Annotated in this window: 15 protein-coding genes and 2 tRNA genes; 2 read left to right on the forward strand and 15 right to left on the reverse strand. The window is 66.6% G+C overall.

The window, feature by feature from the left end:
* Positions 1–78 precede the first annotated feature (78 nt).
* The 9 genes from AC07YR_RS04335 to AC07YR_RS04375 all read right to left on the reverse strand — a co-directional run bounded on the left by AC07YR_RS04335 (position 79) and on the right by AC07YR_RS04375 (position 10,288).
* Entirely contained in the window at positions 79–2,265 is a 2,187-nt protein-coding gene (locus AC07YR_RS04335) for a 3-hydroxyacyl-CoA dehydrogenase NAD-binding domain-containing protein (RefSeq protein ID WP_494733178.1), read from the reverse strand.
* Positions 2,262–3,557: a thiolase family protein gene (locus tag AC07YR_RS04340; protein ID WP_494733382.1), complete on the reverse strand. Its 1,296-nt coding sequence runs from the start codon at positions 3,555–3,557 to the stop codon at positions 2,262–2,264. The genes AC07YR_RS04335 and AC07YR_RS04340 overlap by 4 nt, the downstream gene beginning before the upstream one ends.
* 230 nt (positions 3,558–3,787) lie before the next feature.
* Positions 3,788–5,128: an HRDC domain-containing protein gene (locus AC07YR_RS04345; protein WP_436057331.1), complete on the reverse strand. Its 1,341-nt coding sequence runs from the start codon at positions 5,126–5,128 to the stop codon at positions 3,788–3,790.
* A gap of 57 nt (positions 5,129–5,185) precedes the next feature.
* Positions 5,186–5,836: a DUF3000 domain-containing protein gene (locus tag AC07YR_RS04350; protein WP_055802252.1), complete on the reverse strand. Its 651-nt coding sequence runs from the start codon at positions 5,834–5,836 to the stop codon at positions 5,186–5,188.
* Between the two features lie 61 nt (positions 5,837–5,897).
* On the reverse strand, positions 5,898–6,986 hold the full coding sequence (locus AC07YR_RS04355) for a threonine aldolase family protein (RefSeq protein WP_055802254.1): 1,089 nt from the start codon (positions 6,984–6,986) through the stop codon (positions 5,898–5,900).
* 37 nt (positions 6,987–7,023) lie between these two features.
* Entirely contained in the window at positions 7,024–7,728 is a 705-nt protein-coding gene (locus AC07YR_RS04360; protein WP_494733179.1) for an SDR family NAD(P)-dependent oxidoreductase, read from the reverse strand.
* A complete protein-coding gene (locus AC07YR_RS04365) occupies positions 7,725–9,122 on the reverse strand; it encodes a DUF6421 family protein (protein WP_494733180.1) in 1,398 nt (465 codons plus the stop codon). The genes AC07YR_RS04360 and AC07YR_RS04365 overlap by 4 nt, the downstream gene beginning before the upstream one ends.
* Before the next feature lie 171 nt (positions 9,123–9,293).
* The gene (msrB, locus tag AC07YR_RS04370) at positions 9,294–9,782 is read right to left on the reverse strand and encodes a peptide-methionine (R)-S-oxide reductase MsrB (RefSeq protein ID WP_055802260.1); all 489 of its coding nucleotides are present in this window, start codon (positions 9,780–9,782) and stop codon (positions 9,294–9,296) included.
* A 14-nt stretch (positions 9,783–9,796) separates the two neighbouring features.
* A complete protein-coding gene (locus AC07YR_RS04375; RefSeq protein WP_028270801.1) occupies positions 9,797–10,288 on the reverse strand; it encodes a hypothetical protein in 492 nt (163 codons plus the stop codon).
* A 199-nt stretch (positions 10,289–10,487) separates the two neighbouring features.
* On the opposite strand from AC07YR_RS04375, the gene AC07YR_RS04380 reads away from it, so the two are divergent.
* Entirely contained in the window at positions 10,488–11,732 is a 1,245-nt protein-coding gene (locus tag AC07YR_RS04380; RefSeq protein ID WP_494733383.1) for an alpha/beta hydrolase family protein, read from the forward strand.
* A 15-nt stretch (positions 11,733–11,747) separates the two neighbouring features.
* Here the strand turns inward: AC07YR_RS04380 and ybaK are convergent, their stop codons facing one another.
* From ybaK to AC07YR_RS04395, 3 genes are read right to left on the reverse strand one after another with little or no spacing between them, the layout of a single operon-like run.
* Entirely contained in the window at positions 11,748–12,260 is a 513-nt protein-coding gene (ybaK, locus tag AC07YR_RS04385) for a Cys-tRNA(Pro) deacylase (RefSeq protein WP_436057335.1), read from the reverse strand.
* A gap of 21 nt (positions 12,261–12,281) precedes the next feature.
* Positions 12,282–12,743: a SufE family protein gene (locus AC07YR_RS04390; protein WP_055802264.1), complete on the reverse strand. Its 462-nt coding sequence runs from the start codon at positions 12,741–12,743 to the stop codon at positions 12,282–12,284.
* A gap of 10 nt (positions 12,744–12,753) precedes the next feature.
* Complete coding sequence (locus AC07YR_RS04395; protein WP_494733181.1) at positions 12,754–13,665, reverse strand: sulfurtransferase; 912 nt, start codon at positions 13,663–13,665, stop codon at positions 12,754–12,756.
* A gap of 219 nt (positions 13,666–13,884) precedes the next feature.
* Here AC07YR_RS04395 and zapE point away from each other — a divergent pair, with 219 nt between their 5' ends.
* Complete coding sequence (gene zapE, locus AC07YR_RS04400; protein WP_055802268.1) at positions 13,885–14,928, forward strand: cell division protein ZapE; 1,044 nt, start codon at positions 13,885–13,887, stop codon at positions 14,926–14,928.
* 92 nt (positions 14,929–15,020) lie between these two features.
* On the opposite strand, the gene AC07YR_RS04405 is transcribed toward zapE, so the two are convergent.
* The 3 genes from AC07YR_RS04405 to AC07YR_RS04415 form a co-directional block, all read right to left on the reverse strand.
* Positions 15,021–15,287, reverse strand: coding sequence for an antitoxin (locus AC07YR_RS04405; protein ID WP_156372377.1), 267 nt, complete (start codon positions 15,285–15,287; stop codon positions 15,021–15,023).
* A gap of 174 nt (positions 15,288–15,461) precedes the next feature.
* Positions 15,462–15,536 (reverse strand) — tRNA-Val (locus tag AC07YR_RS04410).
* Between the two features lie 36 nt (positions 15,537–15,572).
* Positions 15,573–15,645 (reverse strand) — tRNA-Gly (locus AC07YR_RS04415).
* Positions 15,646–15,649 lie beyond the last annotated feature (4 nt).

The raw sequence follows: 15,649 nt of genomic DNA on the forward strand, positions 1-15,649 counted from the left end.
GCCGCAGCCCGCACCGGATAAGGTGCGGGCTGCGGCGCTGTTGGTTGAGCAGCGGGAGTGGACTGTTGCCCCGTGGCCCTAGGCCGGAACTGCCGCGGACGCTACGCCGGAAGCGAGGAACTTCCTGCCATTGACCCGTTCGGAGGCTCCGACGCGGTCCAGGTAGGGGGTGATGCCCCCGAGGAACATCGGCCAGCCTGCGCCGAGGATCATGCAGAGGTCGATGTCTTCCGGCCCGGCCACCACGCCTTCTTCCAGCATGAGTCCGATTTCCTCGGCCAGCGCATCCTGCGTGCGGCGGAGGACCTCCTCGCCGGTGGAGGGGGAGGTGCCGAAGGAGAGCAGCGCCAGCGTTTCGGCGGGGATGAACGGTTTTCCGTCCGGCCCCTTTTCCGGCACCCCGTTCTGCACGGACCAGATGGATTTCACGCCGTTGTCGATCAGCTTTTGCAGGTTCTGCGAAACGCTGAAGCGGTCCCCGAACGCGGCGTGCAGGGATTCCTGGACGTGCTGCGCCACGGGCAGGCCGACCATCGCGCCGAGCGTAAACGGCGTCATGGGCAGTCCCATGGTCCGCAGTGCATTGTCGGCCACGTCCGCCGGAGTTCCCTCATCGAACGCCGCGGTCACTTCGCCCATGAGGCGCAGCAGGATGCGGTTGACCACAAACGCGGCGGCGTCCTTGACCAGGACGGCGGTCTTCTTCAGGCCCCTGGCAAGTTCGAACGCGGTGGCCAGCACGGCGTCGTCGGTCCTGGGCGCCCGGACGATCTCCAGCAGCGGCATAACCGCCACCGGGTTGAAGAAGTGGAAGCCCACCAAGCGCTCAGGGTGCTCCAGGTCCTCAGCCATGGCAGTGACGGAGAGAGAGGACGTGTTCGTGGCCAGGATGCACTCGGGGGAGACAATCGCCTCCACCTCCGCGAACACCTGCTTCTTGACGTTCAGCTCCTCAAACACGGCTTCGATGACGAAGTCGGCGTCGGCAAACGCCGCCTTGGAAACCGAGCCCGTCACAAGTGCCTTGGTGCGGTTGGCGGAGTCGGCACTGAGCCGTTTTTTCGCGAGCATCTTGTCCACTTCGGCATGGACGTAGCCCACACCTTTGTCCACGCGGGCCTGGTCGATGTCCGTCATGACCACGGGCACCTTGAGCTGCCGGGCGAAGAGCAGCGCCAGCTGGCTCGCCATCAGGCCTGCGCCCACCACGCCCACTTTGGTCACCGGCCGGGCCAGCTTGCGGTCAGGTGCACCCGCCGGGCGCTTCGAGCGCTTCTGTACGAGGTCCAGGAAAGCGTAAACAGTGGAGCGGAATTCGTCGGTCTGCATGAGGCCGGCCAGGGTCTCGCACTCGAGTGCTGCCGATTCCGCCTGGCTCATGGTCCGGTTGGCCTCCATGATGTCCAGCACTTCGGCCGGCGCGGGGGAGGCATTGGACGTCTTGGCCTCCACGAAGGCCCGCCCGGCGGCAACGGCTGCCGCCCAGCGGCCGGCAACCTCGGGATCGGAAGGTTCGACGGCGTTGGGCCGCTTCGGGGCGACCTCGCCGGAAATGACGCCGGCAGCCCAGGCGAGGGACTGCTCCACGAAGTCGGCGGGTTCGAACATGGCGTCGGCAATGCCCAGGCCGAAGGCCTGCGGGCCGGTGAGCGTCCGGTTGTTGCTGAGCGGATTTTCGATCATCACCTTGACGGCGTTCTCCGGTCCGATCAGCCGCGGAAGTATGTAGACGCCGCCCCAGCCGGGCACCAGGCCGAGGAAGGCTTCGGGAAGCGCCAGGGCTCCGGCGCCGGTGGACACCGTGCGGTAAGTGGACTGCAGGGCGATCTCCAGGCCGCCGCCCAGTGCCACGCCGTTGATGAAGGCGAAGCTGGGCACGCCCAGGTTGGCCAGGGTCGCATAGACGTCGTGGCCGAGCTGCGCCATCCAGAGGCCGTGGTCCCGGTCGTTCAGGGACTTGACAGCGGACAGGTCCGCGCCGGCCACCAGGTAGTAGGGCTTTCCGGTCACGCCGACGCCCACGATCTCGCCGCGGGTGGCCCGGTCTTTGAGGCCTTCCAGGACCGTGCCCAGTTCCACCAGGGTGTTCGGGCCCAGCGTGGTGGGTTTGGAGTGGTCCAGGCCGTTGTCCAGGGTGATCAGCGCGAATGTTCCCGGGCTCGGCTTGCCGCCGGCAGCCGGCAGCTCGATGTCCTGGACATAGGAATGCGTGACGATCTCGTCAGGGAAAAGGTCGGCAAGCTTGCGGAAATCTGCGGCGCTCATGCTGCTGCTCCTTCAGTCTGGGTGGTGGCAGGTTCGGTGGCGGGATTGCTGGTGACGGTGTCGTCGGCGGACAACACTGTGCCGCTGTAGCCTGTGTATTCCGAGTGACGCGGGTTTTCCCAGATGACGGTGGCGCCCATGCCCAGGCCGATGCACATGGTGGTCATGCCGAAACGGACCGACGGGTCCTCCTCGAACTGGCGCGCCAGCTGGTTCATCAGCCGCACTCCGGATGAGGCCAGCGGATGCCCGACGGCGATCGCGCCGCCGTAGCGGTTGACGCGGGGGTCGTCGTCGGCAATGCCGAAGTGGTCCAGGAAGCTCAGCACCTGGACGGCGAATGCCTCGTTGATTTCGAACAGGCCGATGTCCGAGATGCCCAGGCCTGCGTTCTTCAGCGCCTTCTCCGTGGCGGGGACCGGCCCGATGCCCATGACCTCCGGCTCGACGCCGGCAAAGGCGTAGCTGACCAGACGCATCTTCACCGGCAGCCCAAGCTCCGCCGCGGCATCCGCGGAGGCAAGCAGGGCCGCCGTCGCGCCGTCGTTCAACCCTGCTGCATTGCCGGCAGTCACCCGGCCGTGGGGGCGGAACGGCGTGCGCAGCGCGGCAAGGTCCTCGAGGGAGGTTCCGGGCCGGGGCGGTTCGTCAACGGTGTTGACCGTCCAGCCCTGCCCCGGCTTCATGGTGGCCACCGGCACCAGGTCCGGCTGGATCTGGCCCTTTCCGTAGGCCGCTGCCAGCTTGTCCTGGGACGCCACTGCGTAGGCGTCGGTGCGGTCCTTGGTGATGGCCGGGAAACGGTCGTGCAGGTTCTCGGCGGTGTTTCCCATGTTCAGTGCGGCGGGGTCCACGAGGCGCTCGGACATGAACCGCGGATTGGGATCGGCGCCCTCGCCCATCGGGTGGTTGCCCATGTGTTCCACTCCGCCGGCGATGACGACGTCGTACGCCCCGAAGGCGATGCCGCTGGCGGTGGTGGTGACGGCGGTCATGGCGCCGGCGCACATGCGGTCCACAGCGAAGCCGGGGACGGTGCGGGGGAGCCCGGCCAGGAGGGCCGCAGTGCGGCCGATGGTAAGCCCCTGGTCGCCGGTCTGGGTGGTGGCGGCAACGGCCACCTCGTCAATGCGGTCGGCAGGGAGGGAAGGGTTGCGGCGCATCAGTTCGCGGATGCACTTGACCACGAGGTCATCGGCGCGGGTTCCGGCGTAGATCCCCTTCTCGCCCGCGCGGCCGAACGGCGTGCGGACACCGTCCACAAAAACGACGTCGCGGACGGTCCTGGTCATTCCGCTGCTGTGGGTTCCGCTGCTGTGTTCTCCGCTGTGGCGGGGCTGGCTCACGTGATACTCCTCATCGAGACATTGGTGCCGGACGCGCGCCGATGGCAGCGGCAATCCGGGCGGCATTGATCCCAATGTTACTCGTGAGTAACTTAGCTGGCAAGGAGTGCGCGGGACTGGTGTTGTCCGGCCGCGGCGAGCCGGCCGATGCAGACTGTCGATACAGGCGCGGGCAGCTAGCTCCCGGTTCCGGTCGCGGCCCTGGGCTCCTTCGGTTCTTTGGGAGGCAGCGGCTGCGGATTGAGGAACGCCGCAGTGATCAGCGGAGCCGTCAGTTCGATCTGCCACGGCCGGGCACCGAGTTCACCGAGCTCTTCGGCGATCCCTTCTTCGCTGAGCTCGGCAGGGGGACGCCACGCCACCCGGCGGAGGAAGTCGGGCGTGAGCAGGTTTTCGACAGGAAGGTTCAGTTCGTCGGCCTTTTCCTGGAGCAGCGGCCTGGCAGTCGTCAGGCGTTCGGCCGCAGCCGGGTCCCTGTCGGCCCAGACCCGTGGTGGCGGCGGAGCATTGGTTGGAAGGTGCAGCGGCGGCAGCTCCTCCATGCTTCTCGCTGTCGCGATGCAACGCAGCCAGCGCGGAGCCTCACGCTGCGCGGCACGGCCGTGGAAGCCCTTGGTGCCCAGCAGCTGTGGAACGGTGGTGGGCATGGCCTTGGCGGCTGCGACCAGCGAAGAGTCGGGGATGAGCCGGCCGGGAGCGACGTCGCGCTTGCGGGCCAGGGAGTCGCGCTCCAGCCACATTTCACGGACCGCGGCGAGCTGCCGGCGGTCCCTGATCTGGTGCAGCCCCGAGGTCTTGCGCCAGGGATCCACGCGCGGCGGGGCGAGTCCGGCCGCGAGGATGGCTGCGAACTCCTGTTCGGCGAATTCAAGCTTCCCGTCGGCCTGGAGCAGCTCGATGAGTTCTTCGCGCAGTTCCGTGAGGACCTCCACGTCGAGGGCCGCGTAGCGCAGCCAGGGTTCCGGGAGCGGGCGGGTGGACCAGTCGGCGGCGGAATGCTCCTTGGCGAGGCCGAAGCCGAGGAGCTGCTCGATGACAGCCGCCAGGCCCACCCGCGGCAGCCCGGCAAGCCGCGCGGCCAGTTCGGTATCGAACAGTTTGTGCGGCCACATGCCAAGCTCCGACAGGCACGGAAGGTCCTGGCTCGCTGCGTGCAGGATCCATTCGACGCCCTCGAGGGCGTCGTTGATGATCCGCAGGTCCCCGAAGGGTTCCGGGTCGATGAGCCACGTTCCCGAGCCTTCGCGGCGGATCTGGACCAGGAAGGCGCGCTGCCCGTAGCGGAAGCCCGATGCGCGTTCCGCGTCCACCCCTGCCGGGCCCGTCCCGGCGGCAATAGCGGCCGCGCAACGCTCCAGCCCCGCCGGAGTTTCAATGACGAGCGGTACTCCGTCGCGGGGGGAGTCCAGGTCGATGACCTCGGGGACCAGGCTGTCGAAGCCTTCCACCGTGATGTGGGGAGTAATGTCAGCAGCCGGGACGCCGGCCGTGGTGTGTTCCGGATTTTGAGGGGTCATGATGCCTTCAGTTTACCGACATCGCGCTGAAGGGCGTCCCGCCGTGGTCAACCATGGTCAGTTGCGCCGCCGGCGGGGCAGGGCGGATACACCCTCAGGCAATGGCGGGAGTCCGGCGAAAGTGCAGACCATGTCCGACCACGCCTCCAAATGGGACCGGATATCCGGCCCCACAGGGGTCCACGACGCCCGCAGCTCGATGTCGATGGAGCCGGGTCGGTCGGCGAGGGTGCCGAAACTTTCGGACAGGATCCTGGTGGCCGTTCCGCCCGCCGCGCGGTAGGGCGCGTTGTGGTTCTCCAACGCTTCGACGAGCCAGGTCCACGCAACCGAGCCCAGCATTTCGTCGTTGCCCATCTCGGCCTCCAGCTGGGCGCGGATGTAGGTGACGATCCGGAACTCGCCGTCCCACACCGCCGAGCCGTCCGGATCGTAAAGCAGGATGAACCGCCCGGTGGCGAGTTCCTCGGCGTCGTCGTCGACGGTTCCCGCCGCGCGGACCAATGCGGCGGAAACGGGTCCGTGCACAGCGGCGGGGGCGGGCCCCGGAACAGGGCCTATGACCTCCGCGCCGAGGGCCACTGCGAAGGGGGCCAGCCTGGACGGTGCGGGGATTTCGTCCAAGTGCAGCTCACTGCGGCACCGTGCTTTTCGTAGGGATCCCAACGCGGTAAGGAACTCCGCGGGAACCTGGGCGAGTGCGTTCACATTCGCAGGTTACGCAAAATGTGGCGCTGAACCCGGCAGGCTCGCCGCCCCGTGCGCCCGCTCAACGGGCCGCCAGCTCCCGCTTGATGGCAGCGACAAACGAATCCACGTCCTCCTCGCTCGTGTCGAAGGAGCACATCCAGCGGACTTCCCTCGCAGCTTCGTTCCAGTCGTAAAAGCGGAACGATTCCCGCAGCCGGTCCGCGACGCCTTCGGGCAGGATGGCAAACACGCCGTTGGATTCCGTCTTCTGGGTGGGTTCCACGCCGTCGATCCCATCCACTGCAGCGCGCAGGCGGGCAGCCATGGCGTTCGCGTGCCTGGCCGACCGCAGCCAGAGGTCGCCCTCGAGGAGGGCAATGAACTGGGCAGACATGAACCTCATTTTGGAGGCCAGCTGCATGTTCATCTTGCGGAGGTAGATCAGGCCGTGCGCGGCGTCCGGATTGAGCGCCACCACCACCTCTCCGAACAGCAGACCGTTCTTGGTGCCGCCGAAGGAGAGGATATCCACGCCGGCGTCGCGCGTGAACGCCCGGAGCGGCACGTCGAGGTGGGCAGCGGCGTTGGCCAGCCGGGCCCCGTCCATGTGGAGCTTCATGCCCTTGGCGTGGACGTGGTCCGCTATGGCGCGGACCTCCTCCGGCGTGTAGCACGTGCCCAGTTCGGTGGTCTGGGTGATGGACACGGCCAGCGGCTGGGCGCGGTGTTCGTCGCCCCAGCCCCAGGCTTCCCTGTCGATCAACTCGGGGGTGAGCTTTCCGTCGGTGGTGGGGACCTGCAGCAGCTTAATGCCGCCGATCCGCTCCGGGGCGCCGTTCTCGTCCATGTTGATGTGCGCCGTCGACGCGCAGATCACCGCGCCCCAGCGGGGGAGCAGGGACTGGAGCGAGAGGACGTTGGCGCCGGTTCCGTTGAAGACCGGGAAGCATTCGATGCCGGCGCCGAAGTGCTCCTCCATGAGCACCTGCAGCCGTGCGGTGTAGTCGTCTTCGCCGTAGGAGACCTGGTGGCCCTCGTTGGCCGCTGCCAGGGCAGCCAGGACTTCGGGGTGGACGCCGGAATAGTTGTCAGAGGCGAACCCCCGCACGGCAGGGTCATGGAGCCGCGCCGCGGTGGCGGCAGGGGCAGTTTCAACTGTGGTTGTCATCGCTTTGGTCACGCTTTCAGTCTAGGGATGTGGGCCGTTATCGGCTAAGGACCAGCCGACGGCCGTTCAGTTCCGCCGCCGGGGTGGTAAAAAGTCCGACGGCGGCAGCCGCCAGGTCCGAAACGTCGGTGAAGCCGGGGAAGCTGCGTTCGGGGGACCGCGCACGCATCCCGGCGTCCACGAGGCCTTTCGCCACGAAGATGACCGCGGCGCTGTGCGTCCCCTTGCTGAAGCCTTCGGCCACCGCAAGGGTCCATGCTTCGGCAGCCGCTTTCGCCGCAGCATAGCTCGCGCCGGCCGCCGTCGGGGTTGCAACGGCAGTGGAGGTCACCATGGCGAAACGGCCGGCCTCCGATGCCGCGAGGTCGTCGTAGAACACCCTCGTGACATTCCGCACGGTGGTGAGCGCGCCGCGTTCCAAGAAGTCCCAGTCCTCGTCGGTCTGGTCCGTGATGCCCCGGGCGCCGCGCCAGCCGCCCACCAGGTGGATGACGCCGTCGACCCTTCCGGCAGTGGCGGAAATGGTGGCGTGCAGCGCCCGGACGTCAGCCAGGCTGGCGAGGTCGCAGACGAGGGGGATGACGCCGCCGCCCGCTTCCGCGGCGGCGGCCTCAATCCGGGGACCGTCCGAACCGACCGTAAAAACCGTATGGCCTGCTTCGCGCAACGCGCGTGCAGTGGCGATCCCGGACGGCCCGCTGCCGCCCGTGACCACCACGTTCAAGGGGCGTCCGGCACTCATCCGGCGTTCATGGCCAGGGTATTGATGCCGGTGGCAGATGAGCCGGTGATGCCGGCCGTGGACTCGATGACGGGGCGCATCTTCTTCTCGAGGGCTTCATAGAACATGGACAGCGGGAATTCGTCGTCGAGCACCTGGTCCGTCAGGCCGCGGGGCGGTCCTGCCAGCGGCAGCGCATCCGGACCCTTGGCCCAGACGGACGACGGGTTCGGTGTGACAGTGCCGGCGATCAGCTCATACGCGGCGAGCCAGTGGGCCATCTTCGGCCGGTCGATCGAGCGCCAGTAGAGCTCCTCGATCCTGGCACCGAGTTCAACCACGACGTCGGCGACTTCGTCCCAGTCAATGCTGAGCTTGCTGTCGGTCCAGTGCAGGACGCGGTGCTGGTGCATCCAGGCGAAGAGCAGCTGGCCGCCGAGGCCGTCGTAGTTACGGACGCGGCTGCCGGTGATGGCGAAGCGGAAGATCCGGTCGAAGATGACGGCATACTGGACGAGCTTGGCGTGCCGGCGTGCTTCGGGGTCAGCCTCTTCGTCCTTTTCGATCTTCACGGATTCGCGGAAGGCGGTCAGGTCGCAGCGGAGTTCCTCCAGTGAGTACAGGAAGTACGGCATGCGCTGCTTGATCATGAACGGATCGAAGGGCAGGTCGCCGCGCATGTGGGTGCGGTCATGGATCAGGTCCCACATCACGAACGTTTCCTGGGTGAGCTTTTGGTTCTCCAGGAGCTCGGCGGCCTCGGCAGGGAGCTCCAGGCGGGTGATATCGGCAGCGGCCCCGAGGACCCGGCGGAAGCGGGCTGCTTCCCGGTCCGCAAAGATGGCACCCCAGGTGAACGTCGGGGTTTCCCGGACCGCCACGGTTTCCGGGAACAGCACGGCGGAGTTGGTGTTGTAGCCGGGCGTGAAGTCCAGGAAGCGGATGGGAACGAAGAGCTTGTTGGAGTATTCACCCTCTTCGAGGCCGGCGATGAACTCCGGCCAGATGACCTCGATCAGGACTGCTTCCACGAGGCGGTTGCTGCTGCCGTTCTGGGTGTACATGGGGAAAAGCACCAGGTGCTGCAGCCCGTCGATGCGGTGCTGCTGCGGCTGGAAAGCGAGCAGCGAGTCAAGGAAATCCGGCACCCCGAAGCCGTCGGAGGCCCAGCGGCCGAAGTCGCTCACCAGGAGTTCGAGGTACCGGGAATCATGCGGAAAGGACGGAGCCAGTGCTTCGACGGCCGTGCAGATGGTGCTGACGTGCGCGGCGGCGGCTTCGTGGTCAGCGGCCGCGGGCACCGAGCCGTCCTGGGTCTGCAGGGCCTGGATTGCCGTCGCGGCAGCCTTGAGCCTCAGCCACTCGGGGTGGTTTTCGGTGAGCGGGGCGTGTGCGGTGAGAGCGGTCGTGGTCATCGTCGGCGATCGCCTTTCTGGGTTGCTTGGAGCTTCTACGGCGAGCGTAGCAAGCAATCAGAGCTCCTAATGCAAAATTAGCCCGAGCATAAGAAAGACTGGTGCAAGTGGTTGAGCAGACCCGCCCCAGCCGTAGCGGGGGCGGGTCCTTCCGCCTCTGCCTGGCGGCGCCTACTTTGCGGCGTCGTCCGCTGAAACCAGCGTCAGCGAGACGGAATTGATGCAGAAGCGCTGGTCCGTGGGGGTGCCGTACCCCTCGCCCTCGAAAACATGGCCCAAGTGCGAATCGCAGCTTGCGCAGCGGACCTCAACACGGTCCATGCCCATGGTGCGGTCATGGATGTAGCGGACGGTTCCGTCTGCGAGCGGTGCCCAGAAGGACGGCCAGCCGCAGTGGGAGTCGAACTTTTCCTTGCTCGTGAACAGTTCCACGCCGCAGGCCCGGCATTTGTAGACACCGGCCGTGTGGGTGTCCCAGTATTCTCCGGTGTAGGGACGCTCGGTTCCCGCCTGCCGGAGCACCCGGTACTCCTCCGGCGTCAGCTCCTGCCGCCATTCCTCGTCGGTCTTTTCAACCCGCGGAGTGTTGTTTTCCGCAGCGGATCCATCGCCGGAGACCTGGACGGGCGCGACTTTTGGCTTGTTGCTAAAGATGCTCATGGTTTGAACAACGCTCAGGAGTCGCCGATAAATCCCGAACCCGCATACAGGTGCAGCACAGGCAGTCCCAGCTGGTCCTGGGCCTTGTTGGCCCAGTCGGTGTGGAACGTGTCCGCGATGGCATGGGGGCGCGTGATGACGACGGCCTGGCCCGCACCGACTTCCTTGACCTTGGCCACGAGTCCCTGCACGGCCCCGCCCTCCACCACTTCGCCGGTGACGCCGCCGCCGATTCCGGCCAGCGCGTTAAGCGATACCGCCAGCGTTTCGGCGGCGGCAGCGCGTTCGGTTGCGGGATCCGGGGCATGGGAAGTCAGCTCCCGGAAAGCTTTGGCGACGTCCAGGAGGGACAGGTTTTCGAGGAAGTCCACCAGCAGGTGCCGTTCCGTGTTGGCCGGCACCAGCACCAGGAGGGGCGCGTCACCCCCGTCCACCAGGCGTTCGATGTTCACGCGGTCGTCCGCACCCAGCGGCTCTTCTGTCAAAATGACGATTGGATCGCTCATGACCCCAGCCTAGTCCCGGCCTGACCTTCCCGCACGGATTTCATCCGGGCCTCGGGCCGCCAGCGGTGTGCCCGAATATGATCGGAGGGCCGGCAGCAGTAAGAATGGATCCATGGCATCAATTCCGGGGCTGCGCCCGGCCACTCCGACGAATCCGCCCCGTGCCTTTGACCGGGTCCAGGGCACCCCCGAGGCGGGCATGTCCGCCAGCGCCAAATGGGCCGTGGGCGGCGTAATCGCCGGAGGTGCCGCCGCGGGACTGCTGGGTGCAGGGTCCTCTGCCCTCGCCCTCTATTTCGCCAGGCGGGTCATCACGCCCGTGCGGGTCCGGGATGAGAACCAGGAAGTGCTGGCTGTCATCCGGGCCGCGGACGGACTCCAGATCATCCTTGCCGCCACCGAAGACACCACGGTTGAGGGCACCTACGGGCTGATCTTCGACGGCGGCCGCGGACACGCACGGATTGGCAGGATCCTTTCGTACTCACCCGCGGAACGCACCGTCCTGCGGGAGGTCGAGGCCGTCTATTCCGGCGACCTCACCAAGGCCCGCCGAGGCTACTGGAGCGGGGCTTCGCACCCCGACCCGGCGTCGATCGGCCTGCCGGCCGAGGACGTGGAAGTCGACGTCGAGGGCGGCGTTGCGCCGGCGTGGCTGGTGCGCGCGGCGGTGCCCTCGGACATCTGGGCCATCATGGTACACGGCCGCGGTGCCAGCCGGCAGGAATGCCTACGGGCACTCCGGCCGGCGCGGGCTCTCGGCATGACCAGCCTGGTGATCTCCTACCGCAACGACGGACTGGCACCTTCCGCCCCGGACGGGCGCTACGGCCTTGGGTCCACCGAATGGCGCGATGTCGAGGCAGCCATCAGTTTCGCCGTCGCCAATGGCGCCAGGGAAGTGGTGCTGTTTGGCTGGTCCATGGGCGGTGCGATCTGCCTGCAGACGGCCGACCTCTCCCGGCACCACCACCTCATCCGGGCGATGGTGCTCGATGCACCGGTCATTGACTGGGTGAACGTGCTGGCGCACCATGCGCAACTGAACCGCATCCCGTCCGCAGTCGGGAAGTACGGGCAGCTGATGATGGGACACCGCCTGGGCCGGCGCCTGACGGGACTGGCGGCGCCCGTAGACCTGAAGCCGATGGACTGGGTCTCCCGCGCCGTGGAACTCAGGACCCCCACACTGATCCTGCACAGCGTCGACGACGAATATGTGCCTTACGGCCCGTCGGCCAGCATTGCCGAAAAAAACCCGGAGATGGTCACCTTCGAGTCGTTCCAGAACGCCCGCCATACCAAGGAGTGGAACGTCGATCCGGAGCGCTGGGAAGGCCTGGTCACCGCCTGGCTGCGGCGGCAGCTGGCACCCCGGACCAACCCGGGCTCCCGCCCCCGGAGGCCCTTACCGGCCGTGCCGGATGCTAACGCTCCGGACTAGCTTCCGGACCGGACGCTAGCGGTCCGGAGTGGATTTCGGGCCTGTGCCGATGCGCGCGGTGATGGCGCCGGTGAGCCGGACAAGATGGCCCGGGTCAAGCTCGATGTCCAGCCCGCGCCGGCCGCCGGAGACCAGGATGCTCTCCTGGCCCAGGGCGCTCTCATCCAGGACGGTGGGGGAGGGCTGGCGCTGCCCCAGCGGTGATATTCCGCCCAGTACATAGCCGGTCCTGCGCTGTGCCGTGGCTGGATCCGCCATGGCTGCCTTCTTGGCGCCCAGCGCAGCCGCGATTGCCTTCAGGTCCAGGTTTCCGTGCACCGGGACGATCCCCACGGCGAGCCTGCCGTCCACATCCACCATCAGGGTCTTGAAGACCTTTGCGGGATCCACGCCCAGCACTTCGGCGGCTTCCATCCCGTAGCTGGCAGCCGAGGGGTCGTGGCTGTACGGATGCAGCACGAAAGGAACGCCGGCCGCAGCGAGTGCTGCTGTAGCCGGCGTTCCTTGTGAAGCCTGTTTGCGCGCCATGTGGTGCCCGGACCTTCCGGCCTAGGCCTTCAGCGCGGCGGAGGCAGCCACCTTGCGCTTGATCCGTCCCAGCATGGCCGTCATTCCCCGCATCCGCAGGGGAGTGATGGCGCGGGTGAGCCCCAGCAGCTCGGGCATGTCATCCGGCACCGAAAGGATCTCCGGTGCCGTGAGACCGTCGAGCCCTTCATGCAGGACACCAGCGAATCCTCGGGTGGTGGGTGCTTCCGGCGGCGCCTTGAAGTACAAGCGCACGCTGTCCGGCGAACCGGCGTCGTGCTTTTCCGTCTCAACGGTCAGGAACAGCGGCGACTGGCACTCGACAACCTGCTCAAGGAGTTCCGGGTGGTCCTTCAACCGGTCCGGAAGCTCGGGGAGCCCCTGGGAGAACTCCAGCAGCAGTTGCAGCCGCTCGGGTTCGGTCAGGGCCTGGAAGTCGTCAACTATTTCCGCCAGCGCGGCGGGAAGGGCTTGGGTATTCATCAGGTCCAGTTTACGCCGGTACCGTGCCGCGCTCGGTTCCCTTGGTGATGGGCACGCGGACGGCGTTACCCCACTCGGTCCAGGAACCGTCGTAGTTACGCACCGTCTCGAAGCCCAGCAGGTACTTCAGTGCGAACCAGGTGTGGCTGGAACGCTCGCCGATGCGGCAGTATGCCACGACGTCGTCGCCTTCCTTGAGGCCGGCCTCGCCCAGGTAAAGGGCCTCGAGTTCGGCCCGGTTGCGGTACGTGCCGTCGCCGGCTGCCGCGCGTGCCCAGGGGATCGAGGCAGCCGTCGGGATGTGGCCGCCCCGCAGGGCGCCTTCCTCAGGGTAGGCGGGCATGTGCGTGCGCTGGCCGCTGTATTCCTCGGGGGAGCGGACGTCGATCAGCGGCTTGCCGAAGTGGGCCAGCACGTCTTCCTTGAAGGCGCGGATGGGGGCATCGTTGCGCTCCACCTCCGGGTATTCGGCCGGGGAGGTGACGGTGACGTCGGTGGTCATCTTGTGGCCCTCGGCGATCCACTTGTCGCGGCCGCCGTCCAGCAGGCGGACGTCTTCGTGGCCGAAGAGGGTGAAGACCCACAGGGCGTACGCGGCCCACCAGTTGGACTTGTCGCCGTAGATGACCACGGTGGAGTCGCGGGAGATGCCCTTGGCAGCCGCCAGGGCCGCAAACGCCTTGCCGTCCACGTAGTCGCGGGTGACCTCGTCGTTCAGGTCGGTGTGCCAGTCGATCTTGACGGCGCCCGGGATGTGGCCGGTTTCGTAGAGCAGGACATCCTCATCGGACTCCACCACCACGAGTTTGCCGTCGGCGACGGCGCCGTTTTCAATGGCCTCTGCGAGCCATTCGGTGGACACAAGGCGTTCCGGGTTCGCGTACTCGGCGAACTTTTCGTTCTGTTCAACGGGGTAGGACACAGGGATGGCCTTTCACTGAAACGGTCAGGGGACCCATGCCACCGGGAGGCGTCGCTGCGGCCGGGCCAGTTCCAACACTAGCCACGGGCCGGCACTAATGCGTCCCTGCGTTCACAGAGGGAAATATGGCCTTGGTCACGTGTGCGCACAGCGCAATGGGGCAGGTGCCCCATTGCCGGTATCCTTTCTGGGGACACGAGACCAGCAGAACGGACCACCTTGGTACAGATCGAACAGCTCTCCGCGCGGACACCGTCGGTTTCCGTGGATGAACTCCTCAAGGGTTTTTATCCCTCCCCGCGGTTCGGAGAGGTCTCCTTCACAAGCTACCGGCCCGATCCGTCGCAGCCGAGCCAGGCCGGGGCGGTAACGGCGCTGGAGTCCTTCGCCACCGGCGTTGGCGCCAACGGAAGCTCCGGACTTTTCCAGAAACTGTTTGGCAAGAAGGACAAGGACAATTCCCGCGCCGGCATTTACCTGGACGGCGGTTTCGGCGTGGGCAAGACCCACCTGCTGGCCTCGCTGTGGCACGCGGCCCCCGGACCCAAGGCCTTCGGCACCTTCGTCGAATACACCAACCTGGTGGGCGCGCTGTCCTTCCGCAAGACCGTTGAGGCGCTCAGCAGCTACAAGCTCGTGTGCATCGACGAGTTCGAACTCGACGACCCGGGGGACACCGTCCTGATGTCCCGGCTGATGCGCGAACTGGCCGACGCCGGCGTCAAGCTTGCCGCAACGTCGAACACCCTCCCCGGTTCGCTGGGCGACGGACGGTTCGCCGCTGTCGACTTCCAGCGTGAGATCCAGGTGCTGGCGGACCAGTTCGACGTCGTCAGGATCGACGGCGAGGACTTCCGCCACCGCGGCCTCCCGGCAGCGCCTGCTCCGCTGAAGAATGCAGACCTGACGCACCACATGCAGGCGGAATTCCACGGTAAAACGGTGGCCCGGGATGACTTCAAGACCCTCATCAACCACCTGGCAGGCGTCCACCCCAGCCGGTACCGGCAGCTCCTGGCCGGCATCGAGGGTGTTGTGTGGCGTGATGTGGAAACCATCACCGAGCAGGCAGTGGCCCTCCGGTTCGTGGTGCTGGCGGACCGGCTGTATGACAAGGATGTTCCGATCCTCGCCAGCGGCGTTCCCTTCGATCAGCTTTTTACCGAGGAAATGATGACCGGCGGCTACACGAAGAAGTACTTCCGGGCGGTGTCGCGGTTGACGGCCCTTGCCCGGGAAGGGCAGAACCACGAACCGTCGTAGCCCGTAAACGCTGCGCTTAAACGCCGCGCTTAAACGCCAAAGGTGCCGGCGCCGCCTCACGGCGGGACCGGCACCTCGCTGACGTTCCTGGGTTAGAGGCCCTGCTGCCGGGGTTCACCGGTTACAGGGGGCTCTCCGGCGACGGGAGGCTCGTCGACGGGTGCCGCATGCGGCTTGTCGTCGACCTTGTCCACGAGGCCGGCTGCGCCCTTCTGGACGGAATCGATCTTGTCGGCGTACTTTCCGCCGGTCTTCGAGTCGACGAAATCGCCGGCCTTTTCGATGCCGTCCTTGATGGCTTGTTCATTGCCACCAACGAGTCGCTGAGCCTTGCCCTTCAGATCGTCAAGAATTCCCACGGGCACCTCCCTTCTGTCGCGGAGCCAGATCGCTCCTCCGCTTTCGATCCTAGCCCGGGACCCCCGGAGTGCCAAGGGCACGCGCCGCGACTTGTCTAGGGTCCTGATGCCCTATTCGGGGCGTTCCCGCCGGAACGCCGGGCAATAAAAAAGCAGCTCCGGGGAGCTGCTTTGTGGTGGGCGATACTGGGATCGAACCAGTGACCTCTTCCGTGTCAGGGAAGCGCGCTACCGCTGCGCCAATCGCCCGCACCGGAAGGATCCGGAGTGGTATTGAAAAAAGAGAGCGGACGACGAGATTCGAACTCGCGACATCCACCTTGGCAAGGTGGTGCTCTACCAGCTGAGCTACGTCCGCATTT

The organism is Arthrobacter sp. GW460-12-1-14-TSB2 (genome assembly GCF_059423525.1).

Excerpts from the sequence above, each read along its gene's own strand:
- AC07YR_RS04335 (WP_494733178.1), bottom strand. The coding sequence starts at position 2,265 with ATGAGCGCCGCAGATTTCCGCAAGCTTGCCGACCTTTTCCCTGACGAG.
- AC07YR_RS04340 (WP_494733382.1), bottom strand. The coding sequence starts at position 3,557 with ATGACCAGGACCGTCCGCGACGTCGTTTTTGTGGACGGTGTCCGCACG.
- AC07YR_RS04345 (WP_436057331.1), bottom strand. The coding sequence starts at position 5,128 with ATGACCCCTCAAAATCCGGAACACACCACGGCCGGCGTCCCGGCTGCT.
- AC07YR_RS04355 (WP_055802254.1), bottom strand. The coding sequence starts at position 6,986 with ATGACAACCACAGTTGAAACTGCCCCTGCCGCCACCGCGGCGCGGCTC.
- AC07YR_RS04360 (WP_494733179.1), bottom strand. The coding sequence starts at position 7,728 with ATGAGTGCCGGACGCCCCTTGAACGTGGTGGTCACGGGCGGCAGCGGG.
- AC07YR_RS04365 (WP_494733180.1), bottom strand. The coding sequence starts at position 9,122 with ATGACCACGACCGCTCTCACCGCACACGCCCCGCTCACCGAAAACCAC.
- msrB (WP_055802260.1), bottom strand. The coding sequence starts at position 9,782 with ATGAGCATCTTTAGCAACAAGCCAAAAGTCGCGCCCGTCCAGGTCTCC.
- AC07YR_RS04375 (WP_028270801.1), bottom strand. The coding sequence starts at position 10,288 with ATGAGCGATCCAATCGTCATTTTGACAGAAGAGCCGCTGGGTGCGGAC.
- AC07YR_RS04380 (WP_494733383.1), top strand. The coding sequence starts at position 10,488 with ATGTCCGCCAGCGCCAAATGGGCCGTGGGCGGCGTAATCGCCGGAGGT.
- ybaK (WP_436057335.1), bottom strand. The coding sequence starts at position 12,260 with ATGGCGCGCAAACAGGCTTCACAAGGAACGCCGGCTACAGCAGCACTC.
- AC07YR_RS04390 (WP_055802264.1), bottom strand. The coding sequence starts at position 12,743 with ATGAATACCCAAGCCCTTCCCGCCGCGCTGGCGGAAATAGTTGACGAC.